General features: G+C 73.6%; 18 protein-coding genes. 1 reads left to right on the plus strand and 17 read right to left on the minus strand.

The genetic code is table 11. The features are described from left to right. Positions 1-12: 12 nt before the first annotated feature. Positions 13-1,248 carry a 3-phosphoshikimate 1-carboxyvinyltransferase gene (gene aroA, locus AB0F03_RS13640; RefSeq protein ID WP_361990215.1) on the minus strand — a complete coding sequence of 412 codons (1,236 nt, stop codon included), beginning with the start codon at positions 1,246-1,248 and terminating at the stop codon, positions 13-15. A gap of 187 nt (positions 1,249-1,435) precedes the next feature. Here aroA and AB0F03_RS13645 point away from each other — a divergent pair, with 187 nt between their 5' ends. Beyond that, positions 1,436-3,316: a glycoside hydrolase family 3 protein gene (locus AB0F03_RS13645; RefSeq protein ID WP_361990217.1), complete on the plus strand. Its 1,881-nt coding sequence runs from the start codon at positions 1,436-1,438 to the stop codon at positions 3,314-3,316. A 20-nt stretch (positions 3,317-3,336) separates the two neighbouring features. Here AB0F03_RS13645 and AB0F03_RS13650 read toward each other — a convergent pair whose 3' ends face one another. The 16 genes from AB0F03_RS13650 to AB0F03_RS13725 all read right to left on the minus strand — a co-directional run bounded on the left by AB0F03_RS13650 (position 3,337) and on the right by AB0F03_RS13725 (position 22,489). Next, complete coding sequence (locus AB0F03_RS13650) at positions 3,337-4,752, minus strand: S28 family serine protease (protein WP_361990220.1); 1,416 nt, start codon at positions 4,750-4,752, stop codon at positions 3,337-3,339. A 104-nt stretch (positions 4,753-4,856) separates the two neighbouring features. After that, positions 4,857-5,249, minus strand: a complete 393-nt coding sequence (locus AB0F03_RS13655; protein ID WP_361990223.1) for a hypothetical protein — start codon at positions 5,247-5,249, stop codon at positions 4,857-4,859. 124 nt (positions 5,250-5,373) lie between these two features. Further along, positions 5,374-9,090: an ABC transporter ATP-binding protein gene (locus tag AB0F03_RS13660; protein WP_361990226.1), complete on the minus strand. Its 3,717-nt coding sequence runs from the start codon at positions 9,088-9,090 to the stop codon at positions 5,374-5,376. Positions 9,091-9,150: 60 nt separating this feature from the next. Continuing rightward, positions 9,151-9,456 (minus strand): antibiotic biosynthesis monooxygenase, encoded by a 306-nt coding sequence (locus AB0F03_RS13665; protein ID WP_361990228.1) that lies wholly within the window; start codon positions 9,454-9,456, stop codon positions 9,151-9,153. Continuing rightward, positions 9,456-10,415, minus strand: a complete 960-nt coding sequence (locus AB0F03_RS13670; protein WP_361990231.1) for an NAD-dependent epimerase/dehydratase family protein — start codon at positions 10,413-10,415, stop codon at positions 9,456-9,458. The genes AB0F03_RS13665 and AB0F03_RS13670 overlap by 1 nt, the downstream gene beginning before the upstream one ends. After that, entirely contained in the window at positions 10,408-11,664 is a 1,257-nt protein-coding gene (locus AB0F03_RS13675; RefSeq protein WP_361990233.1) for an MFS transporter, read from the minus strand. Before AB0F03_RS13675 ends, AB0F03_RS13670 begins: the two co-directional genes overlap by 8 nt. Beyond that, complete coding sequence (locus AB0F03_RS13680) at positions 11,661-12,962, minus strand: hydrolase (protein ID WP_361990236.1); 1,302 nt, start codon at positions 12,960-12,962, stop codon at positions 11,661-11,663. Before AB0F03_RS13680 ends, AB0F03_RS13675 begins: the two co-directional genes overlap by 4 nt. Further along, positions 12,959-14,221, minus strand: a complete 1,263-nt coding sequence (locus tag AB0F03_RS13685; protein ID WP_361990239.1) for an ATP-grasp domain-containing protein — start codon at positions 14,219-14,221, stop codon at positions 12,959-12,961. Before AB0F03_RS13685 ends, AB0F03_RS13680 begins: the two co-directional genes overlap by 4 nt. Continuing rightward, positions 14,209-15,717, minus strand: coding sequence for a hypothetical protein (locus AB0F03_RS13690; protein ID WP_361990242.1), 1,509 nt, complete (start codon positions 15,715-15,717; stop codon positions 14,209-14,211). Before AB0F03_RS13690 ends, AB0F03_RS13685 begins: the two co-directional genes overlap by 13 nt. Continuing rightward, a complete protein-coding gene (locus tag AB0F03_RS13695; RefSeq protein WP_361990244.1) occupies positions 15,714-16,532 on the minus strand; it encodes a thiamine pyrophosphate-dependent enzyme in 819 nt (272 codons plus the stop codon). Before AB0F03_RS13695 ends, AB0F03_RS13690 begins: the two co-directional genes overlap by 4 nt. Then, positions 16,529-18,385, minus strand: coding sequence for a M20/M25/M40 family metallo-hydrolase (locus AB0F03_RS13700; protein WP_361990247.1), 1,857 nt, complete (start codon positions 18,383-18,385; stop codon positions 16,529-16,531). The genes AB0F03_RS13695 and AB0F03_RS13700 overlap by 4 nt, the downstream gene beginning before the upstream one ends. Then, positions 18,382-19,452 (minus strand): N-acetyl-gamma-glutamyl-phosphate reductase, encoded by a 1,071-nt coding sequence (argC, locus tag AB0F03_RS13705; RefSeq protein WP_361990250.1) that lies wholly within the window; start codon positions 19,450-19,452, stop codon positions 18,382-18,384. Before argC ends, AB0F03_RS13700 begins: the two co-directional genes overlap by 4 nt. Continuing rightward, positions 19,445-20,764 carry a DegT/DnrJ/EryC1/StrS family aminotransferase gene (locus AB0F03_RS13710; protein WP_361990252.1) on the minus strand — a complete coding sequence of 440 codons (1,320 nt, stop codon included), beginning with the start codon at positions 20,762-20,764 and terminating at the stop codon, positions 19,445-19,447. Before AB0F03_RS13710 ends, argC begins: the two co-directional genes overlap by 8 nt. Beyond that, positions 20,761-21,393: a degT/DnrJ/EryC1/StrS aminotransferase gene (locus AB0F03_RS13715; RefSeq protein ID WP_361990255.1), complete on the minus strand. Its 633-nt coding sequence runs from the start codon at positions 21,391-21,393 to the stop codon at positions 20,761-20,763. Before AB0F03_RS13715 ends, AB0F03_RS13710 begins: the two co-directional genes overlap by 4 nt. Positions 21,394-21,434: 41 nt before the next feature. Further along, a complete protein-coding gene (locus tag AB0F03_RS13720) occupies positions 21,435-22,304 on the minus strand; it encodes a RimK family alpha-L-glutamate ligase (protein WP_361990257.1) in 870 nt (289 codons plus the stop codon). Beyond that, positions 22,301-22,489 carry a lysine biosynthesis protein LysW gene (locus AB0F03_RS13725; protein WP_361990260.1) on the minus strand — a complete coding sequence of 63 codons (189 nt, stop codon included), beginning with the start codon at positions 22,487-22,489 and terminating at the stop codon, positions 22,301-22,303. Before AB0F03_RS13725 ends, AB0F03_RS13720 begins: the two co-directional genes overlap by 4 nt. Positions 22,490-22,623: the final 134 nt, after the last annotated feature.

The raw sequence follows: 22,623 nt of genomic DNA on the forward strand, positions 1-22,623 counted from the left end.
GGTTCCGGGGCGTCAGCCGGCGGCGGGCAGCGTCGCGAACGCGTCGTGGAAACCGGGGAACGTCTTGCGGACGCAGCCGGGGTCGTCGTACGTCAGGCCGGGGGTGCGCAGGGCGGTGACGGCGAACGACATGACGATGCGGTGGTCGCCGAAGGACTTGATCTCGACGCCGGACGCGGGCGTGCCGGGCCGGATCTCGATGCTGTCGGGGCCGGTCGCCACATCGACGCCGAGCCGCCGCAGATTGTCCGCGCAGGCCTCCAGGCGGTCGCACTCCTTCACCCGGGTGTTGGCGACGTCCTCGATGCGGACCGGTCCGGAGGCGAACGGGGCGATCGCGGCCAGCGTCGGCATGGTGTCGGAGATGTCCCGCATGTTCACGGTGAGCCCGCGCAGCTCGCCCGTGCCGCGTACGGTCGTGCGGTCCTTCGCGACCGTCACGTCCGCGCCCATCCGCCGCAGCACCTCCACGAAGCGCAGGTCACCCTGGAGGGCGTCGGTGCCGAGGCCGGGCACGGTGATCTCGCGGCCCGGAGTGACGGCCGCCGCGGCGAAGAAGTAGCTCGCGGTGGAGGCGTCGGGTTCGATGGCGTAGGTGGTGGCCCGGTAGCCGCCGGGCGCGACGTCGTACACCGTGCCGTCCCGGACGACGTCGGCGCCGAACGCCCGCATCATCGCCAGGGTGATCTCCACGTACGGCGCCGACACCAGGTCGGTCACCCGGATGCGCAGGCCGGTGCGGGTCAGCGGGCCGAGCAGGAGGAGCGCGGTGAGGTACTGGGAGGACTGGCCGGCGTCCAGCAGAACCTCGCCGCCCTCTACGCCGGCCGCGTGCACGGTGAGCGGGTGGTGGCCCTCCGCCTCCTCGTGCCGCAGGTCGACGCCGAGGTCGCGCAGGGCGCGGGTGAGCGGGCCCAGGGGGCGGCGGCGCATCTGCGGGGAGGCGTCGAAGCGGTAGGTGCCGTGTCCGGCGGCGGCCAGGGTGGGCAGGAAGCGGGCGGTGGTGGCGCCGTCGCGGCAGAAGACGTCGGCCTCGGCGCGCGCCGGCCCCTGCGGACGGCCGTCGATCTGCCAGGTGTCGGGGGTGCGTCCGACCCGGTAGCCGAGCCGGGTCAGGCCTTCGGAGAAGCCCTCGGTGTCGTCGGAGCGCAGCGGCCGGACCAGGGTGCTGACGCCGTCGGCGGCCGCGGCGAGGAAGAGCGCGCGGGCGGTGATGGACTTGGAACCGGGGATGTCGACTGCGGGCATGGCCGCATGATGACGGCTCGCCCGGCATCCGGTCATGTGATGTCCAGGAGCTGGACGCGCCCGCCGGAATGCGTCGGCGGCGGCCCTCCGGTGGTTACTGTGCAGTCCCTTGACGGAAAGAAACTTCCCGGATATTGGTGACTCCTCGGAAGTTTCCTTCAGCGGTTCTCCTCCGGAAGGAGCGCACGTGCACGACACCAGCACGGGAAGCACGGGACACACGGGACACACGGGACACACGGGAAGCGCCGCACGGCCGTCCAGGCGCGCCCTCCTCGCCGCCACCGCCGGCCTCACCGCCGGCCTCACCGCCGGCCTCACCGTCCCGGCGACCGCCCGGGCCGCCGGCCGCTCCGCCGTCCACGACCGCCGGCTGCGGGCCCTGATCTCCCGGATGACGCTGGAGGAGAAGGTCGGCCAGCTGTTCGTCATGCGGGTCTACGGCCACTCCGCCACCGCCCCCGACAAGGCCGACGTCGACGCCAACCTCCAGGAGATCGGCGTCCGTACCGCCGCCGAGCTGATCGGCAGGTACCGGGTCGGCGGCATCATCTACTTCACCTGGGCCCACAACACGCGCGACCCGCGGCAGATCGCGGACCTGTCCGACGGCATCCAGCGGGCCTGCCTGGAGCAGCCGCGCGGACTGCCGGCGCTCATCGCCACCGACCAGGAGCACGGCGCCGTCTGCCGGATCGGCAGGCCGGCCACCCTGTTCCCGGGCGCGATGGCGGTCGGTGCGGGCGGCTCCCGCGCCGACGCCCGCACCCTCGGCCGGATCTCCGGTGCCGAGCTGCGCGCGATGGGCGTCAACCAGGACTACTCCCCCGACGCCGACGTGAACGTCAACCCGGCCAACCCGGTCATCGGCGTCCGCTCCTTCGGCGCCGACCCGGAGGCGGTGGCCGGGCTGGTCGCCGCCGAGGTGAGGGGCTATCAGGCGGCCGGGGTCGCGGCGACCGCCAAGCACTTCCCGGGCCACGGGGACACCGCCGTCGACAGCCACTACGGCTTCCCGGTCATCACGCACAGCCGGGAGCTGTGGGAGCGGCTGGACGCGGTGCCGTTCCGGGCCGCGATCCGGGCGGGCATCGGCTCGGTCATGACCGCGCACATCCAGTTCCCGGCCCTGGACGACTCCGGCGACCCGGCGACCCTGTCCCGTCCGATCGTCACCGGCATCCTGCGCGGCGAACTCGGCTACGACGGAGTGGTGATCACCGACTCGCTGGGGATGGAGGGGGTGCGCACCAAGTACGGCGACGACCGGGTGCCGGTGCTCGCGCTCAAGGCCGGCGTCGACCAGCTGCTCAACCCGCCGTCGCTGGACGTGGCCTGGCACGCGGTGCTGACCGCCGTGCGCGGGGGCGAGCTGACCGAGGCCCGCCTGGACGAATCGATCCTGCGCATCCTGCGGCTGAAGGCCCGGCTCGGCCTCTTCGAGGACCCCTACGCCGATCCGGCGGCCGTCGGCCGCACGGTGGGCACGCGGGCGCACCTGGCCGCCGCCGACCGCATCGCCGAGCGCACCACCACGCTGCTGGTCAACGAGGGCGGCACCCTGCCGTTCGACCCGCGCCGCGAACACCGGGTCCTGGTGGTCGGCGCCGACCCGGCCTCGCCGTCCGGTACCACCGGCCCGCCCACCGGCGTCCTGGCCGCCGCCCTCACCGGGCTGGGCTTCACCGCCACGGCCCTGTCCACCGGCACCGCACCCTCCGCGGCGACCGTCACCGGGGCGGTCACGGCCGCGCGGGACGCGGACGCGGTGGTCGTGTGCACCTACAACGTGACGGCGTCCAGCGCCCAGCGGACCCTGGTGGACCGCCTGCTGGAGACCGGGAAGCCGGTGGCCGTGGTGGCGGTCCGCAACCCCTACGACGTCGCGCAGTTCCCTTCCGCCCGGGCCTGCCTGGCCACGTACTGCTGGACGGACGTCGAACTGCGCGCCGCCGCACGGGTGATCGCCGGCCGGGTGGCACCGCGCGGGAAGCTGCCGGTACCGGTGCAGCGGGCGGACGACCCGGCCCGGGTGCTGTACCCGATCGGACACGGGCTGACGTACTAGCGGCCGGGCCGCCGGACCGTTCAGGGACGCAGCGCGGGCTCCCGCTCCGTGTCCCGGGCGTCCAGCCGGGCGTCGTACCGGGCGAGCGGCTTCGCCCGGGCCACGGTGGCCGGCGGGAGGCCCGCCCAGTCCAGGACGCGGGCGGTGGCGAGGCTCTTCTGGTCCGCGACCAGGCCCGCCACGTTCGCGCCGTGGTTCAGGCCGGGCGCCGTGAAGACGTACGCGTCACGGGCGCCCGCGCCGAGCCGGAAGCGCTCCGCCCCCCAGGGGTCGTTCTGGCCGTAGACGAAGAGCATGTGCGTGGCGTGGTGCCGCACCCAGGTGTCCACGTCCCGCATGGCCCGCGGCCGGAAACGCATCGGGATGGAACGCGGCACGAGGTTGCGCGGCGGCTGGTAGCCGTAGCGGACCAGGTGCTTGCCGAGGTACGGGAAGTGGATGGTCGGCGCGCCCAGCTGGGTGCCCGCCTGGTAGTAGTACGGCGTGTACGTCTCAAGGCCCTGGTCGGTGTAGGCGGAGAAACCGGAGATGGTGTCGACCGAGTCCCAGATCGCGTCGTCGCTCGCGGTGGCCGCGTCCGCCGGGACGGTGTCGCAGTCCTTGAGCAGGCTGTACTGCCAGAAGCCCCACACGTAGTCCAGGACGACGGCCTCGTACGCCCGGTCCAGGCTGCCGATGGTGTCGAAGGTGTAGCCGTTGTCGGCGGCGTACCGGGCGTACCGCTCCTCCAGCGGCTCGCGGCGCACCAGCGCCTCCCGCTGGACGGCGTTCAGCCGGTCCCGGCACTCCTTGGTGCCGACCTGCGTGAAGAAGCGGTCGTACGCCGAGTCCTCGTCGTCGACGACGTCGTTCGGGGCGACGTAGGCCACCACGCCGTCCATGTCGCGCGGGTAGAACCGCTCGTAGTAGGTGGCCGTCATGCCGCCCTTGGAGCCGCCCGTGGCCAGCCAGTTGGCGGGGTAGACCGTTTTGAGGGCCTGGTAGACGCGGTGCTGGTCGCTCGCCGCCTGCCAGATGTCGAGCGTGGACCAGTCGGCCGGCTCGGGGCGGGACGGGGTGAAGAAGCGGTACTCCAGGGAGACCTGGTTGCCGTCCACGATCTGGGTGGGCTCGCGGCGCGAGGGGGTCGTGGAGACGTTGTAGCCGCTGGTGTAGAAGACCGTGGGGCGGCTGGTGTCCTTGTGCAGCACGGTGATCCGCTGCTGGAAGGTGCCCCGGCCGGGGTGGCGGTGGTCGACCGGCTGGGTGTAGTTCAGGACGAAGTACCGGTAGCCGGGGTACGGCTTCTCCTGGACCAGGCTCATGCCGGGTATCGACAGCAGCCGGTCCTTGATGTCGGTGGGCTCGGGCTCGGCGGCGGTGGCCGCCCCGGCCGCCGTGCTCAGTGTGCCCAGGAGCACCGTGAGCGCCAGCAGCCATCTGAGCGCCTTGCGCATGCGCACTCTCCCCTGTGAGACAGATGTGCGCCGGAAGCTATCCCAGCAACCGCCGTCACACCAGGGGGAATTGCACGTACATCCGAGTGGTCCCGCTCAGGCGTTCAGCACAGGATCCAGCCGGAGCTGATCGTGTACCGGTCCACCGTGCCCTTGATCCAGACGCAGCGGTGGCCGGTGTGCACGGTCACCGGGCCGGCGTGGTGCCGGTAGCGGCCCCGGTCGACGACCGGCCGGTTGCCGCGGGCCTGCACGCTGACCGACATCGTCTGGGCGGCGCCGGAGTGCCGGGCGACGGTGACGGCGCAGACGTAGCCGTCGTGCCTGTACACGTGGGTGACGCCGGTTCTGAACGGCAGGGTCCGCACCTCGTGCCCGGCGCAGCCGCCGGCCGGGGCGGCCTGCGCCGTCCCCGTCACCGAGAGGGTGAGCGCCCCGGACACGGCCAGCACGGCCGCGCCGAACGCCAGTCGCCGGCGTATCGCACCACTGTCCACTCGTCGTCCTCCCCGTACCGCGGTCCACACTCCTCTGTGCCCGTACTGATGTACGGACGCACACGTGTGCCGGATGGTTGCACGACCGTCAGCGACACGCGTGGCCGGGGGGGCCGGACCCGGCCTAGCGGGACACGCCGACCGGCTCCTCCGGTTCGGACCGGCCGACGAAGGTCCGCCACAGTTCGGCGTACCGGCCGCCGCGGGCCAGCAGCTCCTCGTGGGTGCCGTCCTCGGCGACCCGGCCGCGGTCCATCACCACCACCCGGTCGGCGCGGGCCGCGGTGGTCAGGCGGTGGGCGACGACCAGGGTGGTACGGCGGCCCGCGAGGCGGTCGGTGGCCTGGTTGACCTGCGCCTCGGTGGCCAGGTCGAGGGCGGCCGTGGCCTCGTCCAGGAGCAGGACGTCCGGGTCGACCAGTTCGGCGCGGGCCAGGGCGATCAGCTGGCGCTGGCCCGCCGAGAGGTTGCGGCCGCGCTCGGCGACCTCGTGCAGATAGCCGCCCTGAAGGGTGGCGATCATCTCGTGGGCGCCGACCGCGCGGGCCGCGGCCTCCACCTCGGCGTCGGTGGCGCCCGGCCGGCCGTAGGCGATGGCGTCGCGGACGGTGCCCGGGAAGAGGTAGGCCTCCTGCGGGACGACGCCGAGCCGGTGCCGGTAGGAGGTGAGGTCCAGGGCGCGCAGATCCGTGCCGTCGGCCGTGACCCGGCCGGCGGTGGGGTCGTAGAACCGCGCGACCAGCTTCACCACCGTCGACTTGCCGGCGCCGGTCTCGCCGACGAACGCGACCGTCTGCCCGGCCGGGATCCGCAGGTCGATGCCGGACAGGGCCTCCTCCTCGTCGCCGTACGCGAAGTGGACGTCCTCGAAGGCGATGTCACCGCGCAGCGACAGCACCTCCAGGGGCTCGCCGGCGGACTCGGTGGACGTCGGCTCGCGCAGCAGTTCCTGGATGCGGCCCAGCGAGACCGTGGCCTGCTGGTAGCCGTCGAAGACCTGGGACAGCTGCTGGACGGGCGTGAAGAACAGGTCGATGTAGAGCAGGTAGGCGACCAGGGCGCCGGTGGTGAGCGTGGCCGCCTCGATCCGGCCGGCACCCGCGATCAGCACGGCCGCCGCGGCGACCGAGGACAGCAACTGCACGAACGGGAAGTAGACGGAGATCAGCCGCTGGCCGCGGACGCGGGCGCGCCGGTAGGCGTCACTGCGCTCGGCGAACCGCCGGCCGCTGTCCCGCTCCCGGCCGAACGCCTGCACGATCCGCAGCCCGGCCACGGTCTCCTGGAGGTCGGCGTTGACCGACGAGACGCGCTCGCGGGCGAGTTCGTACGCCTTCACACTGGCCCGGCGGAAGAAGAAGGTGGCCACGACCAGCGGGGGCAGGGTCGCGAAGACGACGAGGGCGAGCCGTACGTCGAGGACCAGCAGGGCGACCATGATGCCGAAGAAGGTGACGACCGAGACGAACGCCGTCACCAGGCCTGTCTGGAGGAACGTGGACAGGGCGTCGACGTCGGTCGTCATCCGGGTCATGATCCGGCCGGTCAGCTCGCGCTCGTAGTAGTCGAGGCCGAGCCGCTGGAGCTGCGCGAAGATCTTCAGGCGCAGGGTGTACAGCACGCGTTCGCCGGTGCGGCCGGTCATCCGGATCTCGCCGGTCTGCGCGGCCCACTGCACGACGACGGTCAGCAGGCCGAGCAGGGCCGCCGACCAGACCGCGCCGAGCGCCGCCTTGGTCACGCCGGAGTCGATGCCGTGCCGGATCAGCACCGGCAGCAGCAGGCCCGCGCCCGCGTCCACGGCGACCAGCAGCAGGCTGACCAGCAGGGGCAGCCGGAAGCCGCGCAGCAGACGGCGCAGTCCGTAGGAGTCCTCGGGCAGGACCGCGCGGCCCTCGTCGATGTCCGGGACGTCGGTGGCCGGGGGCAGCGCCTCGACCTGGGCGAGGAGTTCGGGGGTGGCCGGGGTGCCGGACAGGGCCTGGTCGCGGGGTTCGCGGTCGCCGGTCCACAGCCGGGGGGTCACGCCCCGCTCGGCGTCGAACTCGGCGTCCAGTTCGTCGCGGACGGAGGTGTCCTCGTGCGGTCCGGCGGGCACGGCGTGGCCCGGGGAGACCCGGCCCAGCTCGTCGGGGTCGGTGAGCAGGCGGCGGTAAAGCGCCGAACGCTGCTGGAGTTCCTCGTGGGTGCCGAGGTCGGCGAGCCGGCCGCCGTCGAGGACGGCGATGCGGTCGGCGAGGTTGAGGGTGGAGCGGCGGTGGGCGATGAGCAGGGTCGTACGGCCCTGCATCACCTGCTTGAGCGCCTGGTGGATCTCGTGCTCCACGCGGGCGTCGACGGCGGAGGTGGCGTCGTCGAGGACGAGCAGGCGGGGGTCGGTGAGCAGGGCGCGGGCGAGCGCGACGCGCTGGCGCTGGCCGCCGGAGAGGGTGAGGCCGTGCTCGCCGACCGTGGTGTCGTAGCCGTCGGGCAGCTCGGCGATGAAACCGTCCGCCTGGGCGGCACGGGCGGCGGCCTCGATCTCCTCGGCGGTGGCGTCCGGGCGGCCGTAGGCGATGTTGTTCCGGACGGTGTCGGAGAAAAGGAACGAGTCCTCCGGGACCAGTCCGATCGCGGCCCGCAGCGACTCCAGGGTCAGCTCGCGCACGTCGTGGCCGCCGATCAGGACGGCGCCGTGGGTGACGTCGTAGAACCGCGGCAGGAGCAGGGAGAGGGTGGACTTGCCGGAGCCGGAGGAGCCGACGACGGCGAGGGTCTCGCCGGGGCGTATCTCGAAGCTGAGCCCCTGGAGGACGGGCGTGCCGCCGTACGCGAAGGACACGTCGTCGAACTCGACGGCCGCGGGCGCGTCGGCGGGGAGGGCCCTGGTGCCGTCCTTCAGACCGGGCTCGGTGTCGATCAGCTCCAGGACGCGTTCGGTGCCGGCGCGGGCCTGCTGGCCGACGGTGAGGACCATCGCGAGCATGCGGACCGGGCCGACGAGCTGCGCGAGGTAGGTGGAGAAGGCGACGAACGTGCCGAGCGTGATGTGACCGCGTACGGCGAGCCAGCCGCCGAGGGCCAGCATGGCGACCTGGCCGAGCGCCGGGACCGCCTGGAGCGCGGGGGTGTACCTGCTGTTCAGACGGATGGTGCGCAGCCGTCCGGCGAAGAGCCGGCGGCCGACCTCGCGCAGCTTGCCGGTCTCCTGCTCCTCCTGCCCGAAGCCCTTCACGACGCGTACGCCGCTCACCGAGCCGTCGACGACACCCGCGACGGCGGCGGCCTGGGCCTGGGCGTACCAGGTGGCGGGGTGCAGCCTGCTGCGGCTGCGCCGGGCGATCCAGGCGAGGGCCGGGGCGACGGCCAGCGCGACCAGGGTCAGCGGCAGCGACAGCCACGCCATGATCACCAGCGACAGCAGGAAGAGCAGGACGTTCCCGATGGTCATCGGGAGCATGAAGAGCAGGCCCTGGATCAGCTGGAGGTCGCTGGTGGCCCGGCCGACGACCTGCCCGGTGGACAGCTCGTCCTGGCGGCGGCCGTCCAGCCGGGTGATCGTGGCGTACATCTCGGTGCGCAGGTCGTGCTGGACGTCCAGGGCGAGCCGGCCGCCGTAGAAACGACGGACGTAGGTGAGGCCGTACACCAGCAGGGCCGCGCCGACCAGGGCGCCGGCCCAGGGAGCCATGGCGCGGGTGTGGGCGCCGATCACGTCGTCGATGATCACCTTGGTGACCAGCGGGACGAGGGCCATGACGGCCATGCCTGCGAGGGAGGAGCCGAGGGCCAGGACGACATCCTTCGGATACCGCCAGGCATAGCCCGCCAGCCTTCGTGCCCATCCCCGTCGCGGTGCCACACCGGTGCCTTCCGTCAGAGCTGATCTACCGCAAGGCTGCAACGCCGCCGGATGCGGATTTCATCCCTCCGCAACAATCGGGGGCACGGGCCGGCAGGGGTGCACCTCGCGCTCGACGCGCGGCAGCAGCTCCGGGACGTAGATGTCCCGGATGGCCGCGCCGGAGCCGTGCGCCTCCCAGTGCGCGCGGTCGGCCCACCGCTCGACCAGGACGAAGCGCGCCGGATCCGCCTCCGAGGAGTACGCCTCCCAGGCGACGCAGCCGTCCTCGGCCAGGCACAGCGGGCGCATCCGGGCCAGCGCGCCGGCGACCGCCGCGATGTCGCCGGCCGCACGCACCCGCATGATCACCACCAGGTCGAACATCAGCGCCCCCCGAGGGCGCCGGAGCGCTCCGCCACGGTCCGGGCCAGCTCGGGCAGCCACTCGGCGGCCGGCGCGAACCGGTGGCCCAGCGCCGTCGCGCGGCCGGTCGCCATGCCGAAGTCGGCCGGGCAGGAGAACGGGGACAGGTCCGGGTCGCCGGCCGCGTCCGTCTTCTCCACCACCCGGGCCGTACGCCCGGTGACCGCCTCCACCGCGCGGCACACGTCATGGACGCCGACGGGGTCGGGCGAGGCGACGTTGACCGCTCCGGTGACGCCGGAGAGGGCCGCGGAGGCGAGGAAGCCCGCGACGTCACCGGCGAGCGCCAGGGAGGTACGGCCGGGGCGGGCGTGGGCGACCACGGGCCGCCCGGCCCGGATCCGGTCCACGTGGAACCGGAAACGCCCGGTGAAGTCGTCCTCCGCGGCCAGTACGTGCGCCACCCGGGCCAGCACCACCGGTACGCGCGCCCGGTTCACCAGCACGGCCTCGGCCTGCCGCTTGCCCTCGCCGTAGTTGGCGTCCAGGTAGGCGGGATCCGCCCAGGGCAGCGCGGTGTCGCAGGGGTAGTCCGCCGCGTCCAGCTCGTCCTCGCGGGCGAAGGCGCTCATCGGCGGGGCGGGGGGCCGCCAGCGGAAGGTGTCCGCGTTGTACACCTCCATGCTGCTGGTCAGGACGATCTTCCCGGCGCGGTCGGCGAAGGCCGTGCAGGTCTCGGCGGCGGCCACGGGCGTGTAGCACACCTGGTGCACGACGGCGTCGAACCGCTCCCCCGCGACCGCGGCGGTCAGCTCGCCGGGGCTGTGCACATCGGCGCGCAGCCGCCGCACCGCGTCCCCGAAGGCGTCCGGGGTACGGCCGCGGTTGACCACCGTGACCCGGTGGCCGTCGGCCAGCAGCCGCCGCACCAGCAGCTTGCCCACGAACCGGGTGCCGCCGATGACGCAGACGTCAGGCATCCGCCGTCACCTTCTCCTGCGGGTCCGGCGCGGCGGGGGCGTCCTCGGCGCCGGCGGGCTCCCGGTCGGCCAGGCACACCAGCGCGCAGCCGGCCGCCACCGCGGCGGCGACGTACCAGTTCGCGCCCGGCACGCCGAGCGAGCGGGACAGGTCGAAGAGGATGCCGGCGAGCAGCGAACCGGCCATGTTCCCGGCGCTGCGGAAGAAGTGCATGGCGCCCATGGCCTTGGCGAGCCGGTCCTCGGGGACCTTGTGGGCGACCCACATGTCGAACGACGGCACGAAGAGGATGTCACCGAGGACGACGGTCAGGCAGCCGGCGAACACCCAGCCGGCGCTGCGCCCCGCACCGAAGGCCAGGAACGCCAGGGTCATGCCGATCAGGCCGATCGCCATGACCGTGCCGGGGTTCAGCCGCTTGATGAGGGTCTTGAACAGCGGGTACTGGAGCACGAGGACGGTCAGGCCGGTGACCCAGAAGGGCGCGGAGGGCGCCCAGCCGTGCACATAGGTCTCCATGTGCAGCGGGATGCCGACGATGAAGCCGATCGACAGGAACCAGAACACGGCCGACAGCAGGAAGTAGCGGGTGGCGCCGCGCACCTCGATCCCCTTGAACACCGCCGTGCTGAACAGCGGGGGGCGCCCGGCCGCGGCCGTCGCGGTGGTGGCCGTCGCAGTGGCGTCCTTGGGGCGGAAGCCGTCACGCGGGATGAACGCCGAGGAGGCGAGGCAGAAGCCGATGAAGATCGCGAACACCACGGAGAACAGGACCCGCAGGTTCACCCCGGCCAGCGCACCGCCCAGCAGCGCGCCGCCGAGCAGGCCGACCTGCGCCGCCATCTGGAACGTCGACAGCGCCTTGGGCCGCTCGTCGTCCGGGTAGGACACGAGGACGTTCTTCAGGCCGGGGAAGGCGGTTCCGGAACCGAAGCCGATGAACAGGGCGAGCACGCTGTAGGTGACCACGCCGCTGCCGAAGCCCATGAGGAACAGGGCCGTCGCCTCCAGGGCGGTGCCGGCGAACACCGCGCCCCGGATGCCGATACGGGCGGCGACACCCTCGTAGAAGAAGGTGGCGAGAAGGCGTCCCACGTACGTCATGCACATCACCACGCCGGCCCAGAAGCCGCTGTCGGTGCCGCCGAGCGAGGCGAGGAAGAGGGGGAACCAGATGTAGTTGCCGATGTGGGCGAGGAAGATGCCGGCGTTGATGCCGAGCAACGCCCGCCTGCGTTCAGTGGTCACGGCGTGGCCTTTCCGTTCGGTGCGGTGGCGCGCAGGCCCGCGATGGCGCGCGCGAGGGCGGGACGGTCGACGGGCACACCGCGCACGACGGTGGCCAGCGGCAGCGCGGTCAGGGGCGCGCCGGGGGCGTGCAGGTTGTACGTGGCGCTCGCGCCGGTGCTGAGCGGGCCGGCCGGGGAGGCCGTACCGCGCAGCTCGTCGAAGTAGCGGCGGCCGCCGAAGGTGGCCCGGTGGCGCAGGGCGTGGTCGAGCGTGGGGTCGTCGCCGCGCAGCAGGCCGAGTTCGCTGAGGAACGAATAGCCGTGGTAGGCGCCGGTGTTGCCGGAGTCGGTGCCCACCAGCAGGCTGTCGTCGGCCAGGGCGGCGAGCGCGTTGCGGCGCATGTCGGCCAGGGCGGCGGTACGGGTCTCCTGGCAGCCGAACCCGATGCCGTACGGCTTCTCGATGCCCCGGACGAAGTCCAGGTTGGCCGGGTCCTGCGTGAGCGCGAAGCTCTCCCGGCCGTACTCGGCGAGGAACTCCTCACCCGTCATGACCATCGGGCGCAGACCGGCCAGCGTGGAGACGAACCGGGCGCCCGCGAACTCCGCGCGGCCGGCCGCGTCGAGGGTGCGGTCGCGCACGGTGTGCGCGAAGAGCCGGAAGCCGCACGCGTAGGCCCAGCGGGTCTCCTGGAGGGTGTTGCAGTCGATGACCGCGGGGATGCCGCGCTCGGCCGCCGTGCGCGCGGTGAACCGCAGGACCTCCTCGGACAGCCGGGAGAACTTCACCGGGCTGCCCGGCTGTTCGGTGCCGTCGGTGAACATCACCTTCAGGAAGGTGCCGCCGCGCGCGGCGTTGGCCCGCAGCGCCTGGTCGAGGTCGGCCTCCACGCCGATCATGTACACCGGCGCCGGGAACTCGACGCCGTGTCCGGTGCGTCCGGCGGCGTCGGTCAGGGCCGTGACCGCGTACCCGCAGTGGACGATCTCCGGGTACGGCCACGGCGAGGCGGCGGCGCCCTCCCGCCAGGCGTCGGCGACCAGCGGGAACCCGAACATGTCCACCACGTGGGTCACCCCGTGGTAGAGGTACTGCAACGCGATGATCCGCGGGTCGTCGGCCGTGTCGTCCCAGTTGGCGGGCAGTGAGACATGGGCGTGGGTCTCGGTGTAGCCGGGCCACAGCTCCCGCTCCCCGCCGCGGCGGGGCCCGGTGGCCTCGACGCGGGCGAAGACGCCGTCCTCGACCGTGACGTCGAAGACGGTGCTCGCGTCGAGGCCGGGGACGGCGACGCCGGAGAGCACCTGTCGGCTCACCGGGCCACCTCGACCCGCATCCCGAGGTCGATCAGGTCCAGCGCCTCCTCGCACCGCTTGTTGACTTCGGTGCGGTCGGCGCCGGTGAAGATGACGTGCCCGATCCAGTCGAAGTTGGAGCGGGACAGCCGGGTGACCGCGGTGCCGGGTTTCTTGTAGGCGAGGGCGTCGTGGTAGCCGGGCAGAGCGGTCAGCGCGTCGAAACCGATGCGCTCGACCGTGCCGGCGACGGGGGCGCCGAACCAGTGGCCGCCGGCCGTCGTCCCACCGGGGAAGGGCAGCTCGGGGCGCTCGCCCAGGGCCTGCCGGATGACCTCCAGGTACGGGTCGACACCCGAGCTGAGCTGCATCAGGGTCGGCACGATCCCGCCGATGAGACGGCCGTTGACCTCGCACAGCACCGGGCCGTCCGGGCCGAGCAGGTACTCGGTGTGGATGAAGCCGAAGTCCACGCCGAGTCCGTCCAGGACGCGGGTGGTCATGGCGAACAGCTCGTCCTGGAGCGGGTGTCCCGTGAAGTACGTGGCGCCCATCTCGATGAAGTGCGGGAAGCCGCTGAGCGGCCGGTCGGTCAGGCCGAGGTTGACCACCTCGCCGCCGCCCAGCACACAGGACTCCACCGAGATCAGCTCGCCGGTGACGAACTCCTCGATGAGCACGTCCGGGATGCGGGTCACGCCGCGCCCGTAGTCGGCGACGTCCGCCAGTTCGGCGAGGTAGCCGCGCAGGTCGTCCTCGTCCTTCAGGTGCAGCACGTGCAGGCTGGCCGTGCCGTCGGAGGGCTTGACCACGCAGGGGAAGCCGATCTCGCGGACGGCGGCCTCGACGGCTGCCGGGTCGTCGGCGTCGGCGACGTGCGCGAAGCGCGGCTGGCGGATGCCGGTGCCGTCCAGGGTGAGGCGCGTGAGGTGCTTGTGGCGGGCGTTGCGGGCGCCGTCGACGCTCATGCCGGGCAGGCCGAGCGCCTCGGCGACGGCCGCGGTGTGGACGGTGTGGTACTCGCTGTAGGTGGTCACCCCGTGGACCGGGTTCTCCTCGTGCAGCCGGCGCGCCAGTGCCGTCAGCTCCTCGATGGAGAACGCCTTCTCACTCTTGACCACGTGGCAGTTGGGGTGCGCGTAGGCGGCCTCGGCCAGCGGGGAGGCGCCGAGGTAGAAGCCGGGGTCGACCGAGACGAGGGTGACGTCGTGGCCCAGCTCCAGGGCGTTGGCGATGCCGGCGATGCCGTTGGGGTTGCATTCGATCATCAGGATGTGCATGCCAGGCTCCTTGAGTGGCTGGTGGGGTGGGGAGTGCCGGCCCGGGTCAGGGCGCGCAGGACGGCGTCCAGGTCGAGGCCGAGCGCGGCCATGACCTCCGCGTGGTCGCCGCCGTGCGACGGCCAGCGGCGGTCCGCGGCGACGGAGGTGACCTCGCAGCGGGGCAGCAGCAGGGCCAGTGCCTCGGCGACACCGCCCTGGCCGCGGTGCTCCTCGACGACGACGAACCGGCTGTGCCGGCGCGCCAGTTCGGCCGCGGACCGGGTGAGGTGCTCGTGGTCGGCGTAGACCAGGTGCGCGTGCGCGGTGCCCGGCGTCCGGGTCCTGGCCTCGACGGCCAGGCGGGTGCCCTCCTCGCCGACCGACACCAGGCAGACGGCGTCGGGGTCGGCCTGGAACTCCCAGACGACCGAAGGCAGTTCGTCGCCGGCCGGCAGGTCGAGGGAGGCGTAGCGGGCGTTGCGTCCGGTGCGGATGTAGTGCGGGCGCCCGGAGCGGGCCGCGGCGCGGATCACCGCGCGCATCTCGGCCTCGCCGTAGGGCGCGGCGATGGTGACGCCGGGGATGCTGCGCAGGATCGCGAGGTCTTCCAGGCAGTGGTGGGTGGTGCCGAACCAGGCGCCGGACACACCGGCGTACGGCGCCACCACGGTGACCCCGGCGTTCAGGTAGCCGAGGGTCAGCTTCAGGCTCTCGGCGGCGCGCAGCGCGGCGAACGGCGCGAAGGTGCTGACGAACGGCCGGTAGCCGCCCGCGGCGAGGCCCGCCGCCATGTCGACCATGGCGCCCTCGGCGATACCGAGGTTGAAGAAGCGGCCCGGGTGGGCCGCCTGGAAGGGATGCCCCTTGCCGCCCAGATCCGCCTCCAGACAGAGGATCGAGGGATCCCGCACGGCGAGCAGAGTCAACTCGTCCCGGTAGGCGTCCCGCCCGGAGAGCGGGGCGGGGGCGACGGGGGCAGCGGACGCGGTGGCCGTCGGACGGCTGGGGGTGGCGGAGGCGCCGGACCCGGTGGCCGTCGCGCGGCCCGGGGTGGCGGGGGCGCCGGACCCCGTGGCCGCCGCGCCCGGCGCGGCGGGGGCGCCGGACCCCGTAGCCGCCGCGCCCGGCGCGGCAGGCGTGCCGGACCCGGTGGCCGCCGGACGGCCCGGCACGGCGGGAACGCCGGACCCCGTGGCCGCCGCGCCCGGCGCGGCAGGCGTGCCGGACCCGGTGGTCGCCGGACGGCCCGGCACGGCAGGGACGCCGATCCCCGTAGCCGCCGCGCGGCCCGGGGTGGCGGACGCGCCGAAGACCGTGGTCGCCGGACGGCCCGGCGCGGCAGGCGTGCCGGACCCGGTGGTCGCCGGACGGCCCGGCGCGGCAGGGACGCCGGTCCCCGTGGTCGTCGCGCGGCTCGGGGTGGCGGGCGCGCCGGGCGCCGGGGTTGCCGGACGGTCCGGCGCGGCAGAGGTGTCGGACGTCGTGGTCGTCGGGTGGCTCGGGGTGGTGGTCATCGGATGGCTCGCTTCCACTTGGTGGCGCGGGCGGCGTCGATGGTCACGTAGTGGGAGCCCGCCCGGCCCTCCACGGCCGGTACGCCCTTGCCCTTGACGGTCCTGGCGAGGACGGCCAGCGGCCGGCGCTCGGCCCGGCGGTCGTCGGCGAACACCTCCGTCAGCGCCGCGAGGTCGTGCCCGTCCACCTCCACCACGTCGAACCCGAAGGCGGCGAACCGCTCGGCGAGCCGGGGCAGCGGCGAGATGTCCGCCACGAGCCCGTCGTTCTGCCCGCCGTTGACGTCCACGACGAGGACGAGATTGCCCAGCTGCTGGGCGGCGGCGACCTGGCAGGTCTCCCAGACCAGGCCCTCCTGCAACTCGCCGTCGCCCGCCACGGCGATGCCGAGTCCGCCCTGCCCGCCGATCCGCCGGGCCAGCGCCCAGCCCGCGGCGTAGGGAACGCCGTGGCCGAGGCTGCCGGTCGGGAACCGGACGCCCGGCACCCCGGGTCCGGGGTGCCCGGTGTACGGCTCGCCCGCCAGGCCGTAACGCGGGGCCGGGTCGTCCGGCAGGACCCCGCTGACGTGCAGCGCCGCGTACAGTCCGGCGGCGGCGTGGCCCTTGCTGAGCACGACCTCCGTGCCGTCGCCGGCGGCGGCCCGGTCCAGGGCCGCGAGGAGGATGTCCAGCACGGACAGGCTGCCGCCGAGGTGGCAGCCGCGCGGGCTCGCCGCCATGTCGACGACGAGCCGGCGGGCCGCCACGGCCCGTTCGGCGAGGGTGGCGAGAGCGGCCCGGGAGGTGACGGGCCGCTCGGTCAGGGCGGTCATCGACGGCTCCCCTCGGGCAGCGAGAACCACCGGTTGACCGCGTCGGCGAGCAGCGAGCGGGCGGTGCGGTACTCCATGGCGCCGATGCGCTCCTCGTCGGTGTGGTCGAGGGCGGAGTCGCCCGGGCCGTACGCCACCATCGGCACGTCGTGCCAGGTCGTGGCCAGGGTGTTCATGTCGGAGGTGCCCTTCTTCACCACGAACCGGGGACGGATCCCGGCGTCGGCGAAGGCCCGGGTGAAGACCTTCACCAGCGGTCCGGAGCGGCCGCCGGCGTAGCCGGGGGTGGCACGCAGCACCTCGACGGTGACGCCGTCGCCGGTGTGGGCCAGCGCGGCTGCGCGCAGCGCGTCCAGGTCGGCCCCCGGCGGTACGCGGAAGTTGAGGATGCCGGTGCCCCGGCTGTGCTGCCGTCCGCTCTCGCTGCCGAACTCGATGACGGCGCTGAGCGCGTCCGGCGCGGCGGCCAGGACGCCGGCCCGGATGTCGGCGAGCGCGGCGATGAGGCGGTCCGGCGCGGACACCGCGTCCAGGCCGGCCGAGTGACCGGTGGTCACGGCGGCCGTCACCCTCAGCTTGAACAGCCCGAAGTAGCCGAGGGTCAGCTTGTGCGCGCCGCTGGGTTCGCCGATGACGACCGCGTCCGCCGGGTAGTGGTCGCGGGCGTGGAAGGCGCCCTTGGAGGAGGAGATCTCCTCCTCGACCGCGCCGACCACGACGAGCCGGCCGTCCTCGGGGATGTCGGCGTGCGCGAGGACCTCCAGGAACGCGGCGAGGCTGGCCTTGGCGTCGACGCTGCCCCGCCCCCACAGCTCCTCCCCGCGCCAGGCGGCGGGCCACCGGTGCGGGACCGTGTCGAGGTGGCCGAGGAGCAGCAGCCGGCGGGAGCCGCGGCCCCGGGCGGCGACCAGGTTGCCGACCGCGTCGACGTGGGCCTCCATGCCGCGTTCCCGGCACCATTCGGCCAGGTAGGCGGCGAGTTCGGCCTCGTCGCCCGAGACGGACGGGACGCCGACCACCCGGGTGAGCAGGGTGAGGTCGGCGGTGGGCTGCCGGGTGCGCCAGAAGCGGGTCCAGCCCGCGAGGTCGCCCATGGTGTGGGGGCCGGTGATGGCGACGTCCGCGCTGCCGCCCTCCAGGGCGATCTCGGCGGCCCGGACCTTCTGCCGCATCCTGCCCCCGGCGTAGCGCGCGGCGTCGCCGGGGTAGGCGTCGGTCAGCGTCGAGGCCGGGTCGGCCGGGTCGGTGAGCAGTCCGGCGGTGCCGGTGACCAGGCGCAGGTGGTCGGCGTCCAGGGTGAGGGCGAGGACCGCGGCCAGCACGTCGGCGTCGACGTTCAGCGGGGCGCCGCCCGCCGCGTCGGCGACCGGCGGGGACAGGCAGACGACGTCGTAGGCCTCCAGCAGGGCCGTCAGCCGTGCGGTGTCGGCCTCGGTGGGCAGGCCCGCGCGGTGGTCGCGGACGACGACGGGCCGGCCCTCGGCGGACAGGGCCTTCAGCGGGCGGTTGGCCCGGCCGGTGACCAGCCGGCCGCGGGCGGCGACGGCCGTGAAGGCGTCCAGCCCGAGGTCCCGCAGGCCCTGTTCGACCGCGGGCAGGGTGACGCGCTCGTAGGCGTCGACCAGGTGGGCCATCTCCTCGGGCGGGCAGTAGCGCACCTCGTCGCCGTTCGCGAGCCGGAGCCGGGGTATCGGACGGCCGATCGCGGTGTAGTGGCGTTCGATGCCGGTGGCGCCGCCGGCGATCAGCAGCACCCGGGCGCCGCGGGCCACCAGGTCCGCGATCTCCTTGAGCACGGTGCCGTGGTCGAGGGTGGCGCTGCCCGCCTTGACGACGTACAGGGGACGGGTCATGGCGACACCGCCGTGGTGGGCAGTCCGGCCGCCTCGGGGAAGCCGGAGATCAGGTTCATGGCCTGCACGGCCTGCCCGGCGGCGCCCTTGATCAGGTTGTCGAGGGCGGCGACGGTGACGCACTGACCGTCCCGGACGGAGAGGGCGACCTCGGCGACATTGGAGCCGACGACGGCCTTGAGCATCGGGAAATCCTGCGGTGCCTTGGGCGCGGGGCGCACCCGTACGAACGGCCGGCCCACGTACGCCTTGGCGTAGGCGCGCTTGACGTCCAGTGCCGTGACCCCGTCGCGCAGTTCGCTGTAGGCGGTGACCATGATGCCGCGGGCCACGTCGAGGCTGTGCGTGGAGAAGCGGAGGTCGACCTCGGTGCCCGTGAAGTCGGCGAGGGCCTGCCGGATCTCCGGGGCGTGCCGGTGGCCGTGCAGCTTGTGCACGCGGAAGTTGCCGGTGCGTTCGGCCGGCGGTTCGCCGCTGCCGCGTCCGCCGCCGGTGGAGCCGGTCTTGGCGTCGACGACGATCCGGTCGGTGACCAGCGGCTCGCCCTGGGCGAACAGCGGGTAGAGGGCGTAGATGGTGGTGACGGCCATGCATCCGGGCAGGTTGACGAAGCGGCCGCCGGGGACGGCGGGGCTCAGCTCGGGGACGTAGTAGGCGAAGTCCTCCTGCGGCGGGTGGGCGGCGGTGTCCGGGTAGTGCCGGCGGATGTCGCCGGTGTCCCGCAGCCGGAAGTCGCCGCCGAGGTTCAGCACCCGTTTCGCGTGCTGGGCGATCAGCGGCAGCCGCTCGGGCAGGGTGCCGGTCGGCAGGCAGCCGAAGGCGATGTCGACCGGCTCGGTGTCCGCCAGCTCGGCGAGCGGGCGGAAGGTGAGGCCGGCCGTCCGCGGGTGGTTGCGCAGCCAGGGGTGGACGCTGCCGACGGCGGCGCCCGCGGCGCGCTCCGCGGACAGGAACGCCAGCTCGACGTGGGGGTGTTCGAGCAGCAGGCGGATCACCTCGCCGCCGGTGTAGCCGCTGGCGCCGATGACGGCGACGCGGATCCTCTCGTGCGCGGGCGTGTCAGCCAAGGCGGGCCGCCTTCTCGTACGGGCGCCGGTACTCGCGCGTCTCGACGAGCTTGCGGATCGCGTCGGGCCGGCGGGCGACCTTCCGGAAGGCGTCGGCGTAGCGCAGGATGCGCTCGTACTCGACCGGGGAGCGCAGCTCGCGGCAGAGCACCAGGGTGGAGTCGAGCATGCCCAGCGTGACGGGGAAGTCCTGCGGGCGGTGGTCGCGTACGGCGGCCGGGTTCAGCGTGAACGGATAGCCGCCCCCGAAGCCGTCCCGGTGCCGGAAGGGCAGGTGGCACGGGATGGGCGTGTTCTGCCACTCGCGGGCCGGCACGCCCTCGGCGACGAGCAGTTCGTGCGCCGCCTCCTTCACCGCGAACACCGGCAGGTCGTCCAGTCCGACGGCCTCGGGGCGCAGGGTGATCCGGTACATGTTGTAGGCGTGGACGTGGCCGTCGGGTACGTGCGGCGGCGCGAACAGGCCGGTGCCGTCCAGGGCTTCGCCGAGCAGGGCGGCGTTGCGGGCGCGGATCCGGTCGTAGTACGGCAGGCGCCTCAGCTGGCTGCTGCCGAAGGCGGCGGCGACCCAGGACATGCCGTAGTCGATGCCGTGCCGCTCCAGGTAGGCGGTGGCGCGCTCGTACGCCTGGCCGGTGGCGAAGAAGGCGATGCCGCCCTCGCCGCCGAGCGGGAAGTTCTTGTCGGCCATCAGGCTCTGCCCGGCCGCGTCGCCGAGGGAGCCGGCGACCCGCTCGCCGATCTTCGCGGAGTGGGCGTGCGAGGCGTCCTCCACCAGGGCGATGCCGTGGCGGTCCGCGAGGGCGCGCAGGGCGGGCACGTCGGCGGGCAGACCGTGGACGTGCACCGGCATCAGGGCGCGGGTGCGGTCGGTGATCGCGGCGGCGGCCGCCGCCGGGTCCATGCAGTAGGTGACCGGGTCGATGTCGACGAACACCGGGACGGCGTGGGCGGCGACGACGGCCTGGGCGGTGGCGATGAAGGTGAACGCCGGGACGATCACCTCGTCGCCGGGCCGGACGCCCGCGCCGACCAGGGCCATGTGCAGGCTGGAGGTGCCGCTGGCGGTGGGCAGGGCGTGGGCGGCGCCGACGTAGGCCCGGTAGGCGTCGGCGAAGTCGGCGACGACCTTCTCCGGTGCCTGCCGCTGGGCGAGCATCAGGTGGAAGACGTCTTCCTTGGTGATGACCGGGAAGATCGTGCGGCGCAGCGCCTTGGGGATCATCTCGCCCCCGCCGAGGGCGGCGAGTTCCTCCTCGACGGCGGCGGCGTCGGGAAGCGGCAGCGGAGCCGCGGGAAAGTCGGTGATCATGAGCGGGCTCCGGAGGGGGCGGCGGGGCGGGCCGCCTGGGTCAGGGCCATCCGCGCGCAGGCGGCCACGAGCGGGCTGAGCCGGTAGTTGAACTGGACGCCGGGCACCAGGGAGAGGTCGGCCTCCTCCTGCGTCCACATGGTCCGCAGGTCGTGGGCGCCGAAGATCTTCAGCCGTTCCGCGCGGGCCCAGATCAGCTCGTCGTCGGTCAGTACGGCGGCGGCCGGCCCGAAGCCGAGCCCGGTGAGGTCCACCACCAGCGCGGGCGCGGTGGCGCGGGCGGCCAGCTCGGGCAGGCGGCCGGCGTTCTCCGGGCCGAGGGCCACGTGGTCGTACGTCACCGGGCCCCCGTCGGCCGTGACGGTGACGCCGAGCCAGCCCAGGAACGCCCGGCCGGCGTCGTCGATGTCGTCGACGACGGCGGTGCCGCCGTGCCCGATGCCCTGACCGGCCAGGGCGGCGTGCAGGGCGCCGGTGCGGCTGTTGAGGAGGACGGCCCTGGCGCGCCCGGTCTGCTTGGTCAGCAGCCGTTCCAGACCGGGCAGTTCCCGGTCGCTCTTCTCGATGCTCATCACCACGCCCGAGGTGAGGACGCGGGTGAGCACCGTGGCGGTGTCGAACAGTTCCATGGGTGTCGGTTCTTCTCCGGTCTTGTGCGGGCCCATCCGGGTCATACGGCCGCGGCGGCGAGCTGCTCCACGACGTACGCGGCGAGCAGGCCCGCGACGTCCACACCGTGCTGGGCGGAGGAGCGGGCGAACTCGGGATTGGCGTTGACTTCGAGCACGAGCAGGTCCCCGGTGGTCCGGTCCTCGACCAGGTCCACGCCGTAGAAGCCGGGGCCGAGGACGTCGACGACCTGCCCGCAGAGCTTCTCGATCTCGGGGGTGACCTCGATGCGCCGGACCTCGGCGCCCAGGTGGGTGTTGGTGCGCCAGTCGTCCGAGACACGCTGGATCGCGACCACGGGGCTGCGCCCGACGACCACCACCCGCAGGTCGTGGCCCGGCTTGTCGACGTACTCCTGCACGACGACGGGGAACAGCTTGCCCGTGGCGTCCGCGGACTCACGGCCGCCGGCCCACGCCTCCACGCACTCGGCGTTCGCCATCTTGGTCACCCCGCGTCCCCACGACCCGCTGACCGGTTTGACGACGGCGGGCAGGCCCAGCTCCGCGACGCGCGTGCGGACCTGGTCGTAACTGAAGGCGTGCCGGGTGGCGGGGTGCGGGATGCCGTACCGGGCGAAGAGCAGGGCCTGGAGGCCCTTGTCGTTGCAGGTCTCGATGGCCGCGGCCCGGTTCAGCGTGGTGACGCCGGCGTGTTCCAGCCGGCGGGAGACGCTGATCGCCTCGCGGTGGGACAGGTTCCTGATCAGGGCGAGGGAGGCCGGGCCGGTCTCTCCGGCCACGACCGCGGAGAGGTCCTCCAGGAGCAGCGGCCGGGCCGCGAGACCCTGGGCGCGCAGCGCCCCGAGGAGGAGTTTCTCCTCGGGGCGCAGCATCGTGACCGAGAGCAGGACCTGGTCGGCGTCCGTCACTCGCCCCAGTCCTCTTCCACCTCGGGAGCGAGGTCGAGGCGCACCACGGAGTCGGACTTCTCGACCACCTCGTGTTCCTGCCCGCAGGCGGCACACTCGGTGATCTCACCCTTCTCCCAGTCCTCCTGCACCTGGAATTCGGTATCGCAGACGAGGCACTTCGGGGCCATTACAGCAAGGCTCATTCGTTGTCTCCTCACAATTTCGGCATGCGAACATGGCCATACGGCGGTTCTCACACGGAATTCTTACGACCGGACGGCGGCGCCGGCCGGCCCCCCGGCCGGCGCCGCCGTCAAACGGTCTGCTCCTGCTCGGT

The sequence above is a fragment of the Streptomyces sp. NPDC028722 genome (genome assembly GCF_040637655.1).
Taxonomy (GTDB): Bacteria; Actinomycetota; Actinomycetes; order Streptomycetales; family Streptomycetaceae; genus Streptomyces.